Genomic DNA, 17965 nt, shown 5'->3' with positions numbered 1-17965 from the left:
GCCATGACAGTCTCTGGTCGGTATGTGGTGCTGGTGGCGCTCGGCGTCATCCCCGTGGTGCTGCTCGGCAGCACTCTGGGGCGGGCGTTTGCCGTGCTCGGAGCGTGGTTGCTCCTGACGGCTCTGCTCGGAACCCTCGATGTGCTGCGTGCGGCCTCACCACGGTCGCTTCGCCTTGAGCGAGTGCTTCCCTCCCGCGTGCGTCTCGGCGAAACGGTCACCAGCGAACTCTTCGTCACCAACACGGGTCGCCGCCCCCTGCACGCTGTCATTCGGGATGCCTGGCAGCCGTCTGCCGGTGCCGGAAACAACCGGTCAACCGTCTCCATCCCGCCGGGTGAACGCCGGCGCCTGGCCGTGAACCTCACCCCCTTTCGCCGGGGCGAACGCCGCGTCGGCCAGGTGACGGTGCGTTCACACGGTCCCCTCGGCCTGTGGAAGCGGCAGGCCACGCTCGGCGCACCCGGCAGCATCCGCGTGTTGCCGCCCTTCAATTCCCGCAAACACCTTCCGTCTCGTATTCAGCGTCTCAAGGAACTCGACGGACGCACCAGCGTGATGGTGCGCGGTCCGGGCACCGAGTTCGATTCCCTGCGCGAATATGTGCGCGGCGACGACGTGCGCTCCATCGATTGGCGCGCCACGGCTCGCCGCAACGACGTGATGGTGCGCACCTGGCGGCCCGAACGCGACCGCCGCGTGGTGATTCTCATCGACACCGCACGCACCTCGGCCGTGCGCATTGACGATGAGCCGCGCCTGGACACCGCCTTCGAGGCGAGCCTGCTGCTCGCGGCCCTGGGCGCACCGGCGGGCGATCGGGTTGATTTTCTGGCCTTCGACCGCCGGGTTCGCGGTCGGGTAGCCGGCGCCAAGGGCGCGGCTCTGCTCTCGCAAATGGTGGACACGATGGCGCTGATCGAGCCCCAACTCATCGAGATGGACTGGGCGGGGGTGCCGGCGCAGATTCGCAGCATCACGAGCCAGCACGCGCTCGTCGTGCTGATCACATCGATCGACGCTGCCGCGGCATCCACTGGCTTACTGTCGATGTTGCCGCAGCTCACGCGCCGCCACACGGTCGTTGTCGCCTCGGTGATCGACCCCGTGGCAGCTGATGCCATCACCCAACGTTCCACGCGCAGCGAGGTGTACCGGGCGGCTGCGGCCGAGCGAGCCATGCTCGATGTGGCGCGGGTCTCGGCCGCCATCCGGCAACTGGGCGGCGAGGTGGTCACGGGCTCCCCCGCCGACCTGCCCCCTGCTCTCGCCGACCGCTACATCCTCCTGAAGGCCACCGGCCGCCTCTAGCCCCCTCCCGCTGGTCGCCTGCTCGCCCCGCATCCGTTGGTTGAGCAGTGCCCGCTAGGGCGCGTGTCGTGTCGCGACAATCTCGACAACCGAACCCGCACGCTCACCCCCTCTCGCTGGTTGAGCAGTGCCCGCTAGGTGTACTGAGCCGAGAGGTTGGTGACAGTTCGGGGTTGAAAAAAGGAGAACCTCCGGTTTCAGTGGTGATGTCAAAGTCGCCACGAAAACGGAGGTTCTCATGCCCCACATTAATACCCGTTTGACCCTTCATGGGAGGGCCTTACTGATTGACAGAGTGATCAATGACGGGCGCCCTGTCTCACACGTCGCTAAAGAGCTCGGCATCTCGCGTCAATGCGCTCACCGCTGGATTAACCGGCACCACGCTGAGGGCACCGCGGGGCTCCTGAACCGCTCGTCCCGGCCACACCATTGCCCGACGAAGACCAGTGCTCCGCAAGAAGCGAAAGTTGTTGTTGCCCGTCTCCTGGGGCGGAATGGGCCCCTGCGCATCGCGGCGGTGACGGGAGTGCCAGCACGGACCGTGTCGCGAATACTGACTCGCTACGACCTCCCACCCCTGTCGTGGCTGGACCCCGTCACCGGCGCGGTCATCCGATCTTCACGCGCCACCGCAGAACGCTACGAACGCGACCGGCCAGGCGAACTGGTACACATCGACGTGAAGAAACTCGGCTGCATCCCGAACGGTGGCGGGTGGCGCGCTGACCCCACCCAAAGTCCCCGCAATCATCGAAAGGGGTCTCGGCGCGTGGGATTTGACTACGTCCACGCGGTCATCGACGATCACTCCCGCCTCGCCTACGCCGAAATCCAGCCCGACGAGAAGGGCATCACCGCTGCTGGTGTCCTCGAACGTGCCGCAGCCTTCTTCGCGGCAAACGGCATCCCCCAGATTGAACGCGTCATCTCTGACAATGCCTTCGCTTACCGAAACTCGACCGCATTCAAAGAAGCCGTCGCGAAGATCGGGGCCGTGCAACGCTTCATCAAACCGCACTGCCCCTGGACGAACGGGAAAGTCGAACGACTGAACCGCACCCTCGCCACCGAATGGGCCTACGCCCGCAAATACACCAGCAACCACGAACGCGCCCAAGCCCTTGCGCCCTGGCTCAACTTCTACAACACTGAACGCATCCACACTGGAATCGGACAGACACCGCTCAGCCGAGTGTCACCAACCTCATGACTCAGTACAGCTAGGGCGCGTGTCGAAACCCCGCGACATCGCCTACTCACGCAGCGTAGATGCGAGTGGTTCCTGCCTCAAATTCGCCGAGGTCGCCGGTCTCACCAAGCCGGGTAGCCCGGCCACCCACCACGATCATGTACGTGAGGAAAGCAGCCAGCGCGAGCGTTCCGATACCGATCTTGACCGGCCACGGCCACGGTTGAGCCGTGACAAAGCCCTCGATAATTCCTGACACGAGTAACACGAGCACGAGACCGATGGCCACGGTAAACAGCGCGCGGGCATCCTCCGCCAGAGCCTGCCCCCGAGTGCGAGCACCCGGGGCAATCCACGCCCAGAAGATGCGCAGTCCTGCGGCAGCGGCCACGAAAATGGCGGTCAGTTCGAGCTGGCCGTGCGGGGCGATGTACAGAAAGAACACGTCGCCCTTGTCCTGAGAGAACATGACCGCGGCGGTCAGCCCGAGGCTTTGAGCGTTTTGCGCAATAACAAACGGGACATACACGCCCACAATGCCAAAGGCGATGCACTGCGCAGCGATAAACGCGTTGTTCGTCCACACGAGACCGGTGAACGAAGCCGCGGGATTGTCCGAGTAATAGCCCACAAAGTCTTCGTTCGCGATCTGTGCCAGCTGCTTGTCTGTGCCCAGATTCGCAAGCACTTGCGGGTCGCTCAACGCCCAGACGGCGTACAGTCCCGCAATCACAAAGGTCGCTACGGCGACGGACAGGGTCAGCCACCGCAGCCGATACAGCGCAGCGGGCAACTGCAGGGCAAAAAAGGTGGGCAGCATTGAGACCAGGTTGGCGCTCGTGCCGGTAAACCTTAATCGAGCGCGGGACAATCCGATGGACAGTCGGTCACCCTGCACCGTGGAACCAGCCGTGGTCTGGATTGCGGACAATTGCGTCGCGCCCGCCTGATAACGCTCAATCAGTTCGTCCGATTCCGCGCCCGACAGCCGCCGCCGTGAGCCAAGCTCGGTGAGGCGGTTCCACTCGTGTTTGTGTGCAGCCGTGTAGGCGTCAAGATCCATCTGCTTCAATAGTAGACATGGTGCAGCGCCCGCAGTCCACAGAACCGTTCGGTGACCGTGACGAGCCCTCCACTGAGGACCTCCTCACGGGTGAGGCCGTGGCCCTTGACGTGCGGCCGGCGAATCTCATCCTCCGCGGAGCTGGCACTGCTATCGATATCGCGGCTTACGGCATCCTCTTTCTCCTCGTTATTTTTTCCGCGTTCACTCTCCTTGGTGGATCACCGGATGCCGCGCTGGCGCAGGCAGTCGTGATCGCGAGTGTGGTGTTCTCCATCGTGATCGCGCCGATGGTCGTCGAGACGGCCACGCACGGTCGCTCCCTCGGCAAGCTCGCCATTGGGGCTCGAATCGTGCGCATGGACGGCGGAGCAATATCACTCCGCCATGCATTCATCCGCTCACTCACGGGAATTTTGGAAATCTACCTGACTCTCGGTGGCCTTGCCGCCACCGTGGGACTGCTCAATGCCCGCTCACAGCGCATGGGCGACCTGCTCGCGGGCACGTATAGCCAGCACGAGCGAGTGCCGGTATACGCACCCCCTGTAGTCGGTGTTCCACTGCCGCTCCTTCCGTGGTCCCAAACCGTGGATGTGGCGCGCCTCCCCGATGCCCTGGCACGCCGCGTAGCGCAGTTCCTGCAGCAGTCGGCGAAGCTCACGCCCACCACGAGGGAGCGCTTGGCGGTCTCACTCGCAGCTGAAGTGGCTCCGTTTGTTTCACCTCGAGCGGATGCCCCCGCCGAGGCATTCCTTGTGGGCGTCGCGGCCGTTCGTCGTGATCGCGAATATGCTGCGCTCCTTCTGGAGAAGGAGCGGTTAGATCGTTTATCTCCCGTGCTGCACGGCCTCCCCCACGACTTTCCTAACCGCTAGGGGCTATCGCGCCGTCTCGCCCAGGTGTAAGTATGCGCTCTGGTGGTCTGCCGTCGAGGCGTGGTTGGCGAGCGGAGCGGCTGTTCCCCGTCGCTGGTCCACCTGCTGGTTGGTCAAGCCCCGGTGGGGGTTAACGCAGGAAAGCCACCCCGTGGGGTGGCTTTTCTGTTGTTGCTAAGTTAAGTCCGGCGGTGTCCTACTCTCCCACAGGGTCCCCCCTGCAGTACCATCGGCGCAAAGAGTCTTAGCTTCCGGGTTCGGAATGTGACCGGGCGTTTCCCTCTTGCTATAGCCGCCGAAACATCTTTCGATGGTTCGAACCTATATTTTTTAGTTATAGAACACTCCCGTGGGAGTGTGTTTGTTCTCGACCGTACATCGAGAACCACATAGTGGACGCTAAAGCAGCTTCTTCAAACTCAAGTGTTATCAAATTATCGGCTTATTAGTACCGGTCAGCTTCATGGGTCTTTAGTCCCCACTTCCACATCCGGCCTATCAACGCAGTAGTCTAGCTGCGAGCCTCTCCCCCGAAGGGATGGAAATCTCATCTCGAAGCCGGCTTCCCGCTTAGATGCTTTCAGCGGTTATCCGTTCCGAACGTAGCTAATCAGCGGTGCTCCTGGCGGAACAACTGACACACCAGAGGTTCGTCCATCCCGGTCCTCTCGTACTAGGGATAGATCTTCTCAAATTTCCTGCGCGCGCAGCGGATAGGGACCGAACTGTCTCACGACGTTCTAAACCCAGCTCGCGTACCGCTTTAATGGGCGAACAGCCCAACCCTTGGGACCTACTCCAGCCCCAGGATGCGACGAGCCGACATCGAGGTGCCAAACCATGCCGTCGATATGGACTCTTGGGCAAGATCAGCCTGTTATCCCCGAGGTACCTTTTATCCGTTGAGCGACAGCGCTTCCACAAGCCACTGCCGGATCACTAGTCCCGACTTTCGTCCCTGCTCGACTTGTCAGTCTCACAGTCAAGCTCCCTTGTGCACTTACACTCGACACCTGATTACCAACCAGGTTGAGGGAACCTTTGGGCGCCTCCGTTACTTTTTAGGAGGCAACCGCCCCAGTTAAACTACCCACCAGGCACTGTCCCTGAACCGGATCACGGTTCGAAGTTAGGTATCCAATATGACCAGAGTGGTATTTCAACGATGACTCCACCTGAACTAGCGTCCAAGCTTCACAGTCTCCCACCTATCCTACACAAGCCACACCGAACACCAATACCAAGCTGTAGTAAAGGTCACGGGGTCTTTCCGTCCTGCTGCGCGTAACGAGCATCTTTACTCGTAATGCAATTTCGCCGAGTTCGCGGTTGAGACAGCTGGGAAGTCGTTACGCCATTCGTGCAGGTCGGAACTTACCCGACAAGGAATTTCGCTACCTTAGGATGGTTATAGTTACCACCGCCGTTTACTGGGGCTTAAATTCTCAGCTTCGCCTTGCGGCTAACCGTTCCTCTTAACCTTCCAGCACCGGGCAGGCGTCAGTCCGTATACATCGTCTTGCGACTTAGCACGGACCTGTGTTTTTAGTAAACAGTCGCTTCCCACTGGTCTCTGCGGCCTTCGAACGCTCCCGGAGCAAGTCCGTTCACGCCTCAGGCCCCCCTTCTCCCGAAGTTACGGGGGCATTTTGCCGAGTTCCTTAACCACGATTCTCTCGATCTCCTTAGTATTCTCTACCTGATCACCTGAGTCGGTTTGGGGTACGGGTGACTAAAACCTCGCGTCGATGCTTTTCTTGGCAGCATAGGATCACTGATTTCACCCTTACGGGCTACCCATCGGGTCTCAGGCATCATGAACGACGGATTTGCCTATCGTTCGCCCTACATCCTTAGACCGGGTCAACCATCGCCCGGCTCAGCTACCTTCCTGCGTCACACCTGTTAATACGCTAACCGCACCAGAATAGGGTCGTACGCTAGGCCCCACGCCTCACCCCGAAGGGATTGGTCTAGGGGATTCAGATACTTAGCATTACTGGATTAGCTTGGGCGGTTTTTCGTCAGTACGGGAATATCAACCCGTTGTCCATCGACTACGCCTGTCGGCCTCGCCTTAGGTCCCGACTTACCCAGGGCGGATTAGCCTGGCCCTGGAACCCTTGATCTTTCGGAGGACGGGTTTCTCACCCGTCTTTCGCTACTCATGCCTGCATTCTCACTCGTGTAGCCTCCACGGCTGGTTTACACCGCCGCTTCGCTGGCCACACGACGCTCTCCTACCCATCAACACGGCTGAACCAACCACACAAGGTGGCGGCTTACCAAAAATATCAATGCCACAACTTCGGTGGCGTGCTTGAGCCCCGTTACATTGTCGGCGCGGAATCACTTGACCAGTGAGCTATTACGCACTCTTTCAAGGGTGGCTGCTTCTAAGCCAACCTCCTGGTTGTCTGTGCAACTCCACATCCTTTCCCACTTAGCACGCGCTTTGGGACCTTAGTTGGTGGTCTGGGTTGTTTCCCTCTCGACGATGAAGCTTATCCCCCACCGTCTCACTGCTGCGCTCTCACTTACCGGCATTCGGAGTTTGGCTGACGTCAGTAAGCTTTTGGGCCCCATCGGCCATCCAGTAGCTCTACCTCCGGCAAGAAACACGCAACGCTGCACCTAAATGCATTTCGGAGAGAACCAGCTATCACGAAGTTTGATTGGCCTTTCACCCCTATCCACAGCTCATCCCCTCCATTTTCAACTGAAGTGGGTTCGGTCCTCCACGACGTCTTACCGTCGCTTCAACCTGGCCATGGATAGATCACTTCGCTTCGGGTCTAGGACATGCGACTGAATCGCCCTATTCAGACTCGCTTTCGCTACGCATTCCCCTCTCGGGTTAAGCTCGCCACATATCACTAACTCGCAGGCTCATTCTTCAAAAGGCACGCTGTCACCAGAACAGAGCTGGCTCCAACGGTTTGTAAGCAAACGGTTTCAGGTACTATTTCACTCCCCTCCCGGGGTACTTTTCACCTTTCCCTCACGGTACTTGTTCACTATCGGTCATGTAGGAGTATTTAGGCTTATCAGGTGGTCCTGACAGATTCACACGGGATTTCTCGGGCCCCGTGCTACTTGGGATACTCTTCGGGCGATTACTGCATTTCGACTACGGGGTTCGCACCCTCTATGACCAGGCTTTCAATCCTGTTCGTCTATACAACGCTCTAACCCTTACCATTCGGTAGAATTGGCTGAAAAGTCCCACAACCCCGACCATGCAACGCCTACCGGCTATCACACATGATCGGTTTAGCCTCATCCGGGTTCGCTCGCCACTACTAACGGAATCACTATTGTTTTCTCTTCCTGTGGGTACTGAGATGTTTCACTTCCCCACGTTCCCTCTACCCGCCCTATATATTCAGGCGGGAGTCACCAGGTCACCTCACGGGCCTGGCGGGGTTTCCCCATTCGGACATCCTCGGATCACAGTTCGTTTATCAACTCCCCGAGGCTTATCGCAGATTACTACGTCCTTCTTCGGCTCTACATGCCAAGGCATTCACCGTTTGCTCTTAAAAATTTGAAATCACATGAGTTTGAATCGATTAAGTATCACCACTCAAAAAGTGATGATCGAAATTGACCAATGATCTAATTGCTTAGATCTTTGTAATTTGCTCTTCTAAGAGAGTCAAATTTAAGATGCTCGCGTCCACTGTGTAGTTCTCAAAGTACGGGCGGTATCCCCTACTGCCGGCGGCTGTATCTCTACAACGCGACTGCCAACAGAAAAGGATCCAGAGGAAAGGTCCACCCCGGCAAAAGCCAGGAATGTTCCGGTCCCTCAGGACCCAACAGCGTGCATATATGACTCTCTCCGAACCCGAATCCTCCAACTCCCCCGTGTAAACACCGGAAAGCGTACTAACTCGAGAACGACCGTCCTCATATCAATGTCAATGTTCCACCCATGAGCGCCACCCAACCCGTTCGGATTGGTGTGACTGGCAGCCTTATTCCGCTGTATACAGACGGGACTGCACGTGCTCCTTAGAAAGGAGGTGATCCAGCCGCACCTTCCGGTACGGCTACCTTGTTACGACTTAGTCCTAATCACCGATCCCACCTTCGACAGCTCCTTCCCACAAGGGGTTAGGCCACCGGCTTCGGGTGTTACCGACTTTCATGACTTGACGGGCGGTGTGTACAAGGCCCGGGAACGTATTCACCGCAGCGTTGCTGATCTGCGATTACTAGCGACTCCGACTTCATGAGGTCGAGTTGCAGACCTCAATCCGAACTGAGACCGGCTTTTTGGGATTCGCTCCACCTTGCGGTATCGCAGCCCTTTGTACCGGCCATTGTAGCATGCGTGAAGCCCAAGACATAAGGGGCATGATGATTTGACGTCATCCCCACCTTCCTCCGAGTTGACCCCGGCAGTATCCCATGAGTTCCCACCATTACGTGCTGGCAACATAGGACGAGGGTTGCGCTCGTTGCGGGACTTAACCCAACATCTCACGACACGAGCTGACGACAACCATGCACCACCTGTATACCGACCTTGCGGGGCGACTGTTTCCAGCCGTTACCGGTATATGTCAAGCCTTGGTAAGGTTCTTCGCGTTGCATCGAATTAATCCGCATGCTCCGCCGCTTGTGCGGGCCCCCGTCAATTCCTTTGAGTTTTAGCCTTGCGGCCGTACTCCCCAGGCGGGGAACTTAATGCGTTAGCTGCGACACGGAGACCGTGGAATGGTCCCCACATCTAGTTCCCAACGTTTACGGCATGGACTACCAGGGTATCTAATCCTGTTCGCTCCCCATGCTTTCGCTCCTCAGCGTCAGTTACGGCCCAGAGATCTGCCTTCGCCATTGGTGTTCCTCCTGATATCTGCGCATTCCACCGCTACACCAGGAATTCCAATCTCCCCTACCGCACTCTAGTCTGCCCGTACCCACTGCAGGCCCGAGGTTGAGCCTCGGGTTTTCACAGCAGACGCAACAAACCGCCTACGAGCTCTTTACGCCCAATAATTCCGGACAACGCTTGCACCCTACGTATTACCGCGGCTGCTGGCACGTAGTTAGCCGGTGCTTTTTCTGCAGGTACCGTCACTTCCAGGAAAACCCAGTCACTTCTTCCCTACTAAAAGAGGTTTACAACCCGAAGGCCTTCGTCCCTCACGCGGCGTTGCTGCATCAGGCTTGCGCCCATTGTGCAATATTCCCCACTGCTGCCTCCCGTAGGAGTCTGGGCCGTGTCTCAGTCCCAGTGTGGCCGGTCACCCTCTCAGGCCGGCTACCCGTCGTCGCCTTGGTGAGCCATTACCTCACCAACTAGCTGATAGGCCGCGAGCTCATCCTTGACCAAAATTCTTTCCACCCAAAGAGATGCCTCTAAGGGTCGTATCCGGTATTAGCTACAGTTTCCCGCAGTTATCCCAGAGTCAAGGGCAGATTGCTCACGTGTTACTCACCCGTTCGCCACTGATCAAAGAAGCAAGCTCCTCATCACCGTTCGACTTGCATGTGTTAAGCACGCCGCCAGCGTTCGTCCTGAGCCAGGATCAAACTCTCCGTAAATGTTTGAATAGCTACCCAATAAGTTGAGCGCCCATCTAGTGCAGAAACCCGCCGGAATAGGCGAAGAAACTGCAAGTTTGAAACTAGCAAGAACAAATCATTACTGACTTGCTTTGTTATAGTGCCTGATCGAAACCAGGACTTTCAATTCATATTCCAAAGGAATCTCATTGACTGCGCACCCGCTAGAAACGGATACAACAATCACGAGGTTTTTGGCATTTGACATTGTGCACGCTGTTGAGTTCTCAAGGATCGGACGCACCCAGCTTCACACCCAATCGGGCGGTCTCGCTGAGGCAACTTGTCTAATTTACCCACTCCGCTCACCCGTGTCAAACCGAGTACAACGCGTGTTCCGGGCCGCCGAAGCACACCACACAACCCACGCCACTCACCTGAAACCAGTGAAGGAGGGAATAGAATTCTAAACCGGAAGACAACGTTCACACAAGGCAAACAGCGGCTATCTTCACAGCATAGAAATGGTCCCGCATGAGGCCGAAAAGCTAAGCAGCTTTCCGCACCTGTGGGGTGACTTAGATGAGATTACGGTCAAACCCCCACCCACGCAAATCCAGCCCCAATTCCCCGCATCCCGGGCGCGCCGCCCATACACACCCGCCGAGTTTCCGCCACGGCGCACTCAATCGGCGGACGCTACGGTAACCGGCGTAGCGGCCACCGATTGACCGCGCGCCCACGACCGCAAACCGGAGCGCCCACCCAGAGCGGGCGCGGCCACACCAACCGGGCCCACAACATCCGCTCCCATGCCACGAAACCGGGCCGGAGGGTCAGTCAGTCGATCGGTCGAGAGACCCGGCGGACCCTTTCATCGCGGCGCACTAAATCGGCGGGCGCTACGGTAACCGGCGCAGCGGCCACCGATTGACGGCGCGCCCCCGACCGGAAACCGTAGCGCTCACCCAGAACGGGCGCGGTCGCACCAAGATGGCCCACAACATCCGCTTCACGCCACGAGACCAGGCATCGTGGAACCAGTGAGGGACATGGTGGCGGGACAGACGAGCGCTACGGGAACCGGCGCAGAGCGCAACCGTCAGTAGCGGTACTGGTCCACCTTGTAGGGACCCTCGACCGGGATGCCGAGATAGTCGGCCTGCTCGGGTGAGAGAACAGTGAGTTCCACACCGAGCGCGTCGAGGTGCAGTCGGGCCACCTTCTCGTCGAGGTACTTAGGCAAAACATAGACCCCCACCGGGTACTTCTCGGGGTAGCAGTAGAGCTCGATCTGGGCGAGCACCTGGTTCGTGAAGGAGTTGCTCATCACGAACGACGGGTGACCGGTGGCGTTTCCGAGGTTCATCAGGCGTCCCTCGGACAGGACGAGGATGCTGCGGCCACTCGGCAGGTGCCACTCGTCAACCTGCGGCTTGATCTCAACCTTTTCGGCACCGGGCAGCACCTCGAGGGCAGCCATGTCGATCTCGTTATCGAAGTGACCCACGTTGGCGATGATGGCCAGATGCTTCATGCGCAGCATGTGCTCAGTGCGGATGACGTTGAAGTTACCGGTTCCGCTGACGAAAATATCCACCTCTTCGACGACGCTTTCGAGCCGGGCTACTTGGAACCCGTCCATCGCGGCCTGCAGAGCATTGATCGGGTCAATCTCGCTGACGATCACTCGCGCGCCCTGACCCTTCAGGGCCTCGGCCGCCCCCTTGCCCACATCCCCGTAGCCGGCAACGAACACAACCTTGCCGCCGATCAACACGTCGGTCGCGCGGTTCAGCCCGTCCGGCAGTGAGTGCCGGATTCCGTACTTGTTGTCGAACTTACTCTTGGTCACCGAGTCGTTCACGTTGATCGCCGGAAAGAGCAGCGACTTACCGGCGGCAAGTTCATACAGGCGGTGCACTCCCGTGGTGGTCTCCTCGGTGACGCCAAGAAGGTCGGCGGCAACTCGCGTCCAGCGGTCTGCCGAGGCGGCGAGCGACACGCGCAGCGCGGCGAGGATCACGCCATACTCGTGGCTGTCCGACACCGAATCCGCGGGGACGGCCCGTGCCAGCTCAAACTCGCGGCCCTTGTGCACGAGCATGGTGGCGTCGCCGCCGTCATCGAGAATGAGGTTCGGTCCGGTCCAGGTCTCCCCCGCAGCGGATGCCTCCGCGCTCCAATCAAAGATCTGCGCGGTGCACCACCAGTATTCCTCGAGGGTCTCGCCCTTCCAGGCGAACACGGGAACGCCCGCTGGGGCATCCGCTGTTCCGGTTGGGCCCACGGCGATGGCGGCCGCCGCGTCGTCTTGGGTCGAGAAAATATTGCAACTGGCCCACCGCACCTGGGCGCCCAGGGCCACGAGAGTTTCGATCAGGACGGCGGTCTGCACCGTCATATGCAGCGACCCTGCAATGCGTGCACCGGCCAGCGGCTTAGACTCTCCAAATTCGGCGCGCAGGGCCATAAGGCCCGGCATCTCATTCTCCGCAAGGCGGAGCTGGTGTCGACCAGCCTGCGCGAGCGAAATATCGGCAATCTTGTATGAAAAGGAAGCGGATGTGGACGTCGTGGCAACAGTCATGGCCTCATCTTGGCATTCCCCTTCGCCCCGCTGGGGAAAGTGACGAATATTGTCAGGTTCAGCGGATGCCCGCCCCGCGTTCCCGTACCCGCAGGGCTGTCTGCGGCACGAGACTGGCCGCGCGACCCAGCCCCCGCATCCGAGAATGGTGCGAAAGTGGCACCCTTTCACCTGCGTTGCGTGAGCGGCTGCACGACCCGAGGCCGGTAGGAAACCGTCGGCATGACTCGAATAAGGTGCCAGACCGGCAGCGAGGCCTGCGTGCGTTTCCTGACCGTGGGCACGACTCGACGGCGGTTCGACACGGAGGGCGGAATCCGCATCCGGTGTGAGACCGGCAGCGGGACCAGTGGTCAGTCCGAAGGGCCTGTGATCCCCGACGGGTCGGTGAAGACGCGATGACGAATCAGCTGCCAGCCCTGGGGCGCCGTCGTTAGGGCAGCGTGGCGATGGCAGAGATCAAAACTGTGCGGATCGTGCTCGATCGAGAGCGGCCCGAGAACAGCCATTGAATCGGCATAGTCAAAGGTCATCGTGGCCACAGAGGGCTCGCCGCAGGCAACGCGAGAACAGGACCTTATTGACATGGCCTCAGGCTAACGGTGCCACGCCGGCAATCCGCTCTGCCGCTGCGGCTCGTCGGATGTTGCCTGTGCAGCGAACTCTTATTGGCAGGGACCGTTCAGCGGCGCCCTCCGCACACAGAAGTAGGATTGGGCCATGTCCAGATCACGCCGATCCGCCATCCCCGAGCCCACGGTTCGCGGTCGCGGTCGAGACCGTCACGGACGTGGCGCACGCAGCTCAGTCACCGGGCCGTTTCTGCCGCCGCTGCGCACGCGCATCGATCTGTTCGACATGACCGTGGCATCCACTGTGGAGTATTTGCGAGGTGTCTGGCCCGATGAACTGACCGGTGCCGTCTTCGAAGTCGCCGCTGGCCCGCACGCCGTGGTTGCCGATGTGGGCGTCGAACGCTGGATGGTCTCCCCCGCGTCGCGCCGCGTTGTCTTCTACCGTCTGCCGATTCAGCGGCTCTCGCGGTTGAACCGCAATGATGAGATGCACCAGCGCATGATTATTGAGACCTGCGTCTTCCGGGGTATCGCCGAACTCCTGGGCAAGGACCCTTGGGAGCTTGCGCCCGACCGCTTCCGCCACTTCTAGAAGTCGTCGCACCGCGGGTGCGGGCTCGAGGGTGCGCTCGGCCGGGTTTCGGCCGCGTGGACGGTCGGGTTTCGGCCGCATGGACGGTCGGGTTTCGGCCGCGTGGGCGGCTAGGGTTCAGCTGGGTGGGAAGCTGAGTCTCCGCTGGGTAGACGGCTAGGTCTCCGCTGGGTAGACGGTCGGTCTCGGCCGCGTGGATCGCCAGGTGATCAATGTCGGACGCCCACTCGCACCGGATTGCCTCACAAACGATTCGTCTTGTGCCGCCGCCTTGGGGCAACGTGCAGGCGCAGCTCCCTTTGTCGAGTCGCAGCGGACGTGGCCGTTCCAAACACCCGCCCTCCGGCACCGCTCATATTGTGCACATGTGCCCCTCCAAGCGGATGCTTGCCTCACCGGCCTCTCGGCGCGCTTCCCCGCGTTTCCGGGGTTTTTGGCTGGGTGTGTGCTGGGTTTGGTAACGGAACGGTAACAGATCGGGGGAGTTCCAAACCTTTTTAGGGGTGGAACCGAACCCGATGCAGACCTCAACCCCATCCCCACCACAGCACCACAGACAAGGACTCATCTCATGCGTACTCTCTCCAAGACTCTTCTCGGCTTCGCGTCGGCCGGAATCCTCGTAGCCGGCCTTGCTGCCTGCTCCACCGGAACCACCACCACGACCCCGGCGCCGGCTGCCAGCTCCTCCAGCGCCCCGACCGCCGAGGCCCCCCTCGCCTCGATCCCCACCCTCACCGGCGTGGACACGTCCGTCCTCCTCGACGCGGACTTCGCTGCCGCGCTCGGCACCCTGGGCCTGACCCCGGGCACCGTGGGAACGGCAACCCTGGAAGAGGGCAGCCTGCACTTCCCCATCACCGGCGGAAACGTTGACTACTTCGACCCCAACGGCACCGTGCGCCCCTACGTACAGGGTTCACTCGAGCACGACGGCTCCGGCTTCTCCCTCACCGCCGGCGAGACGGTCGTGGAGCTGACCAACTTCACCATCGACCCCGGAACCTCCGAACTCTTCGGTGACGTGGCCGTCAACGGCGAATCCGCCGCCACCCAAGTTCTGCTCTTCAACCTCTACGGCGGAACGCTTGAGCCCCTCCAGATGGACGGCGACAACGCCATCCTCACCGGCACCACCGTGCACATCTCCGCCGAGGCCGCCGGCCTCCTGAACGCCACCTTCAACACCGACGCCGTCGCCGACCAGCTCCTCGTCGGCATCGCCACCATCACCGTCGCCACCAAGTAACACCGTCCCACCCGGAGGGGCCCGCCGCACACCGCGACGGGCCCCTCCGTCGTGCCCGCCGCCCCGCCGCGCTTCTCGGCAGTGTGTGTCGCTAGTTCAGGAGATCCGGCCCCCGGCATCCGCGCGGCCGCGTGTTTACGCGGGCAACACCTGCCCAGACCGGCACATCTCCTGAAGTAGCAACGGGCACCAGCCCGCAGGACGCGCCTGATGAAACTGCACCGGGCTGCATCCCAGCAACGACCTGGCCAGGGCTCCGCGGCAGCCTGTTGCGAGTTCAGGAGATCCGGCCCCCGGCATCCGCGCGGCCGCGTGTTTACGCGGGCAACACCTGCCCGACCCGGTACATCTCCTGAACTAGCAACCGGCACCACCACGCAGGGGGCGACCGGCCACCACCCGTCCACACCCGCACTGGCCCCGGCACCGCGGCAGTGTGTGGCTAGTTCAGGAGATCCGGCCGCCGGCGTCTGCCCGGCCCCGTGTTTACGCGGGCAACACCTGCCCGACCCGGCACATCTCCTGAACTAGCAACCGGCACCACCCAAGGGGGTGACCGGCGACCACCCGTCTACACCCGCACTGGCCCCGCACCGGCTCCGGCACCGCGGCAGCGTGTCGCGAGTTCAGGAGATCCGGCCCACCGGCATCCGCGCGGCCGCGTGTTTACGCGGGCGACACCTGCCCGACCCGGCACATCTCCTGAATTAGCAACCGGAACCACCACGCAGGGGGCGACCGGCCACCACCCGGCCGCACCCGCATTGGCCCCGGTGCCGCGGCAGCGTGTTGCGAGTTCAGGAGATCCGGCCCACCGGCATCCGCGTGGCCGTGCGTTTACGCGGGCAACACCTGCCCGACCCGGCACATCTCCTGAAGTAGCAACCGGCAGGCCCCCACAGCAGGCGCCAAGGGACCCCATACCGGCGACATATCAGGAACACCGGGTTATTCTCGTGGTGAGCACGCCCCAAAAACCTCCGAACCCCAAAGGACAGCAACCATGACGGCACTGCGCGAGACCACCCGGCCTCCATACGTGTCGACCCCTCGGCGATTTGGGGGCACACGCATGCGGGACGCCGCAGTCGTGGGCGCCATCGCGTTGCTCCTCTCCGTTATGTTCTCCTGGGTTCCCTCCATCTGGTTTGATGAGGCGGCCACAATCACGTCCACGGCGCGCAGCTGGCCGGATCTGGCCCGCATGCTCGGCAGCGTTGACCTCGTGCACGGTCTGTATTACGCAGGTATGCACCTGTGGTTCGACCTTGTGCCCTACTCCCCGTTCACGCTGCGGCTCCCGTCCGCACTCGCGATCGGTGCCGCCGCCGCGCTCACGGTGTGGCTCGCGAGTTCCCTCGCCTCTCGCCGCACGGCGATTCTTGCAGGACTTGCGTTCAGCGTGCTCCCCCGTGTGACGTGGGCCGGCGCCGAAGGTCGCTCGTTCGCGCTCGGCACGATGCTCGCCGTGCTCCTGACCCTCGTTTTTCTCGCCGCCTGGCGCCGCAACGGCGCGGCCCGCACCGTCCAGGTGCGCTGGTGGGTTCTATACGGAACGCTCGCTGTCGCAAGCACCGGAGTCTTCCTCTACCTCGCACTTCTCGTGGGAGCGCACGGCGTAACCGCGGCATGGACCTGGCTCGCCCAGCGCCGCTCCGGCGGCACCGAACGGAGGCGCCGAACGGCGACCGCTGGCCTACTGGGTTGGCTCGGGGCATCCGCTGCCTCAGCACTGCTACTCATGCCGTTCGCGCTCACCGTGTCTTCCCAGAGCAAACAGGTGAGCTGGATTCCCCCGATAGCCGCCCAAACGATCCCCGACGTGGTCGTATGGCAGTGGTTTGCGCTCAACCCCCTGTTCGCTGTGGCCGGCTGGGCGCTCATGCTCGCTGGCGTCGCCCTGCTCGTGCGTTCGGGTCGGCACAATCGCGGACGCGGCACGGGGTCGACGCCGAGCCTGCTCGCGATTACCGTGCCATGGATCGTCGTTCCGACCGTGGGACTCATCGTCGCTTCCCTTGTGCTCTCCCCGCTCTACTCGCCGCGCTACCTGACGTTCAGCGCCCCCGCCGTGGCTCTGCTCATGGGCGTGGCCCTCGCCGCCCTGCGCCGCACCGGGCTGCAGGTCGCCGCAATGGCGGCCCTCGTGGCTCTCGCCGCCCCGCAATACGTGGCCCAGCGGATGCCCGAAGCCAAGCAAAACTCATCGTGGAGCGAGGTCTCCACACTGGTAGCCACCGAGCGCGCGGCCCATCCTCTAAGTGGCGCCATCATTTATGGACCCGTGCGGCAGCATCCGGCGGCAACCACACGCATCATTGCGCTCTCCTACCCGGATGCGTTCGCTGGGCTCGTCGACGTGAAGCTCAAGACCGCGGCGGCCGAGGCGGGCACGCTGTGGGAGACGCAGTCTCCGCTGGCCGAGGTGACCGACCGCATCGCGGACAAGGACGAGGTGTGGCTCGTGACGAGCGACAGACAGGACTGGCGTCCGAGCATCACGGCCAAACTTGCCGTGCTGGGCCTGCACGTGGATGAGGAATGGAACCTGACCGGCGTCAACGTGCTCCGCTACGTGCGCTAACCCCGTCGGGGCACGAACCGGACACTGCACTGCGGTCGCGGCACGCGTTTCGCTGCGCGGCACGCATCACACACAGTGCCCGCCAGACAAACTAGTGCCGCGAGGACGCACTCACGGCGGGACTGCGCGGAGCCCCAGTGCGGCGGGGTCACGGCACTCGTTTCGCTGACTGGCACTCGTGACATCGAGTGCCCGCCAAGCAAACCAGTGCCGCGAGGGGCACCCGCAGCCGGAGCGCGCGCAGCACAAGCGCGGCGGCGGTCGCGGCACGCGTCACGCTGCGCAGCACTCGTTGAGCTGGCTGGCACTCGTTTGGCTGCGCGGCACGCATCACACTGAGTGCCGACCACGCAAACCAGGGCTATGAGGGGGGCACCCGCGGCCAGAGCGCGCGCAGCACAAGCGCGGCGGCGG

Annotated in this window: 9 protein-coding genes and 3 rRNA genes; 6 read left to right on the top strand and 6 right to left on the bottom strand. The window is 61.6% G+C overall.

Features of this window, described 5'->3' with window-relative positions; all coding sequences use genetic code 11:
* Positions 1-3 precede the first annotated feature (3 nt).
* The gene (locus tag H4V99_RS03685; RefSeq protein WP_280675632.1) at positions 4-1311 is read left to right on the top strand and encodes a DUF58 domain-containing protein; all 1308 of its coding nucleotides are present in this window, start codon (positions 4-6) and stop codon (positions 1309-1311) included.
* A gap of 238 nt (positions 1312-1549) precedes the next feature.
* Positions 1550-2524 (top strand): IS481 family transposase, encoded by a 975-nt coding sequence (locus H4V99_RS03680; RefSeq protein ID WP_280675630.1) that lies wholly within the window; start codon positions 1550-1552, stop codon positions 2522-2524.
* A 46-nt stretch (positions 2525-2570) separates the two neighbouring features.
* Here H4V99_RS03680 and H4V99_RS03675 read toward each other — a convergent pair whose 3' ends face one another.
* Positions 2571-3566, bottom strand: a complete 996-nt coding sequence (locus H4V99_RS03675) for a stage II sporulation protein M (protein ID WP_280675628.1) — start codon at positions 3564-3566, stop codon at positions 2571-2573.
* Positions 3567-3583: 17 nt separating this feature from the next.
* On the opposite strand from H4V99_RS03675, the gene H4V99_RS03670 reads away from it, so the two are divergent.
* Positions 3584-4444, top strand: coding sequence for an RDD family protein (locus H4V99_RS03670; protein WP_280675626.1), 861 nt, complete (start codon positions 3584-3586; stop codon positions 4442-4444).
* Between the two features lie 183 nt (positions 4445-4627).
* Here the strand turns inward: H4V99_RS03670 and rrf are convergent.
* The 5 genes from rrf to H4V99_RS03645 form a co-directional block, all read right to left on the bottom strand.
* Positions 4628-4744: ribosomal RNA gene (rrf, locus tag H4V99_RS03665) — 5S ribosomal RNA — on the bottom strand.
* A gap of 125 nt (positions 4745-4869) precedes the next feature.
* A 23S ribosomal RNA gene (locus tag H4V99_RS03660) occupies positions 4870-7997 on the bottom strand.
* A 468-nt stretch (positions 7998-8465) separates the two neighbouring features.
* Positions 8466-10000 (bottom strand): 16S ribosomal RNA (locus H4V99_RS03655).
* The 16S, 23S and 5S rRNA genes sit together here, the layout of an rRNA operon.
* Before the next feature lie 1063 nt (positions 10001-11063).
* Positions 11064-12551, bottom strand: a complete 1488-nt coding sequence (gene ahcY / locus H4V99_RS03650; protein WP_280675624.1) for an adenosylhomocysteinase — start codon at positions 12549-12551, stop codon at positions 11064-11066.
* 353 nt (positions 12552-12904) lie between these two features.
* Positions 12905-13138 carry a DUF3499 family protein gene (locus H4V99_RS03645; protein ID WP_280675622.1) on the bottom strand — a complete coding sequence of 78 codons (234 nt, stop codon included), beginning with the start codon at positions 13136-13138 and terminating at the stop codon, positions 12905-12907.
* A 133-nt stretch (positions 13139-13271) separates the two neighbouring features.
* Between H4V99_RS03645 and H4V99_RS03640 the strand changes: the two genes are divergently transcribed.
* From H4V99_RS03640 to H4V99_RS03630, 3 genes are all read left to right on the top strand, one after another.
* Positions 13272-13718: a metallopeptidase family protein gene (locus H4V99_RS03640; RefSeq protein WP_280675620.1), complete on the top strand. Its 447-nt coding sequence runs from the start codon at positions 13272-13274 to the stop codon at positions 13716-13718.
* A 571-nt stretch (positions 13719-14289) separates the two neighbouring features.
* Positions 14290-14967, top strand: a complete 678-nt coding sequence (locus H4V99_RS03635; RefSeq protein ID WP_280674944.1) for a hypothetical protein — start codon at positions 14290-14292, stop codon at positions 14965-14967.
* 1003 nt (positions 14968-15970) lie between these two features.
* Complete coding sequence (locus H4V99_RS03630) at positions 15971-17551, top strand: hypothetical protein (RefSeq protein ID WP_280675618.1); 1581 nt, start codon at positions 15971-15973, stop codon at positions 17549-17551.
* Positions 17552-17965: the final 414 nt, after the last annotated feature.

This window comes from Cryobacterium sp. CG_9.6 (genome assembly GCF_029893365.1).
Classification (GTDB): domain Bacteria; phylum Actinomycetota; class Actinomycetes; order Actinomycetales; family Microbacteriaceae; genus Cryobacterium.
The sequence above is the reverse complement of the archived record's forward strand: the minus strand, read 5'-3'. Positions and strand labels throughout refer to the sequence as shown.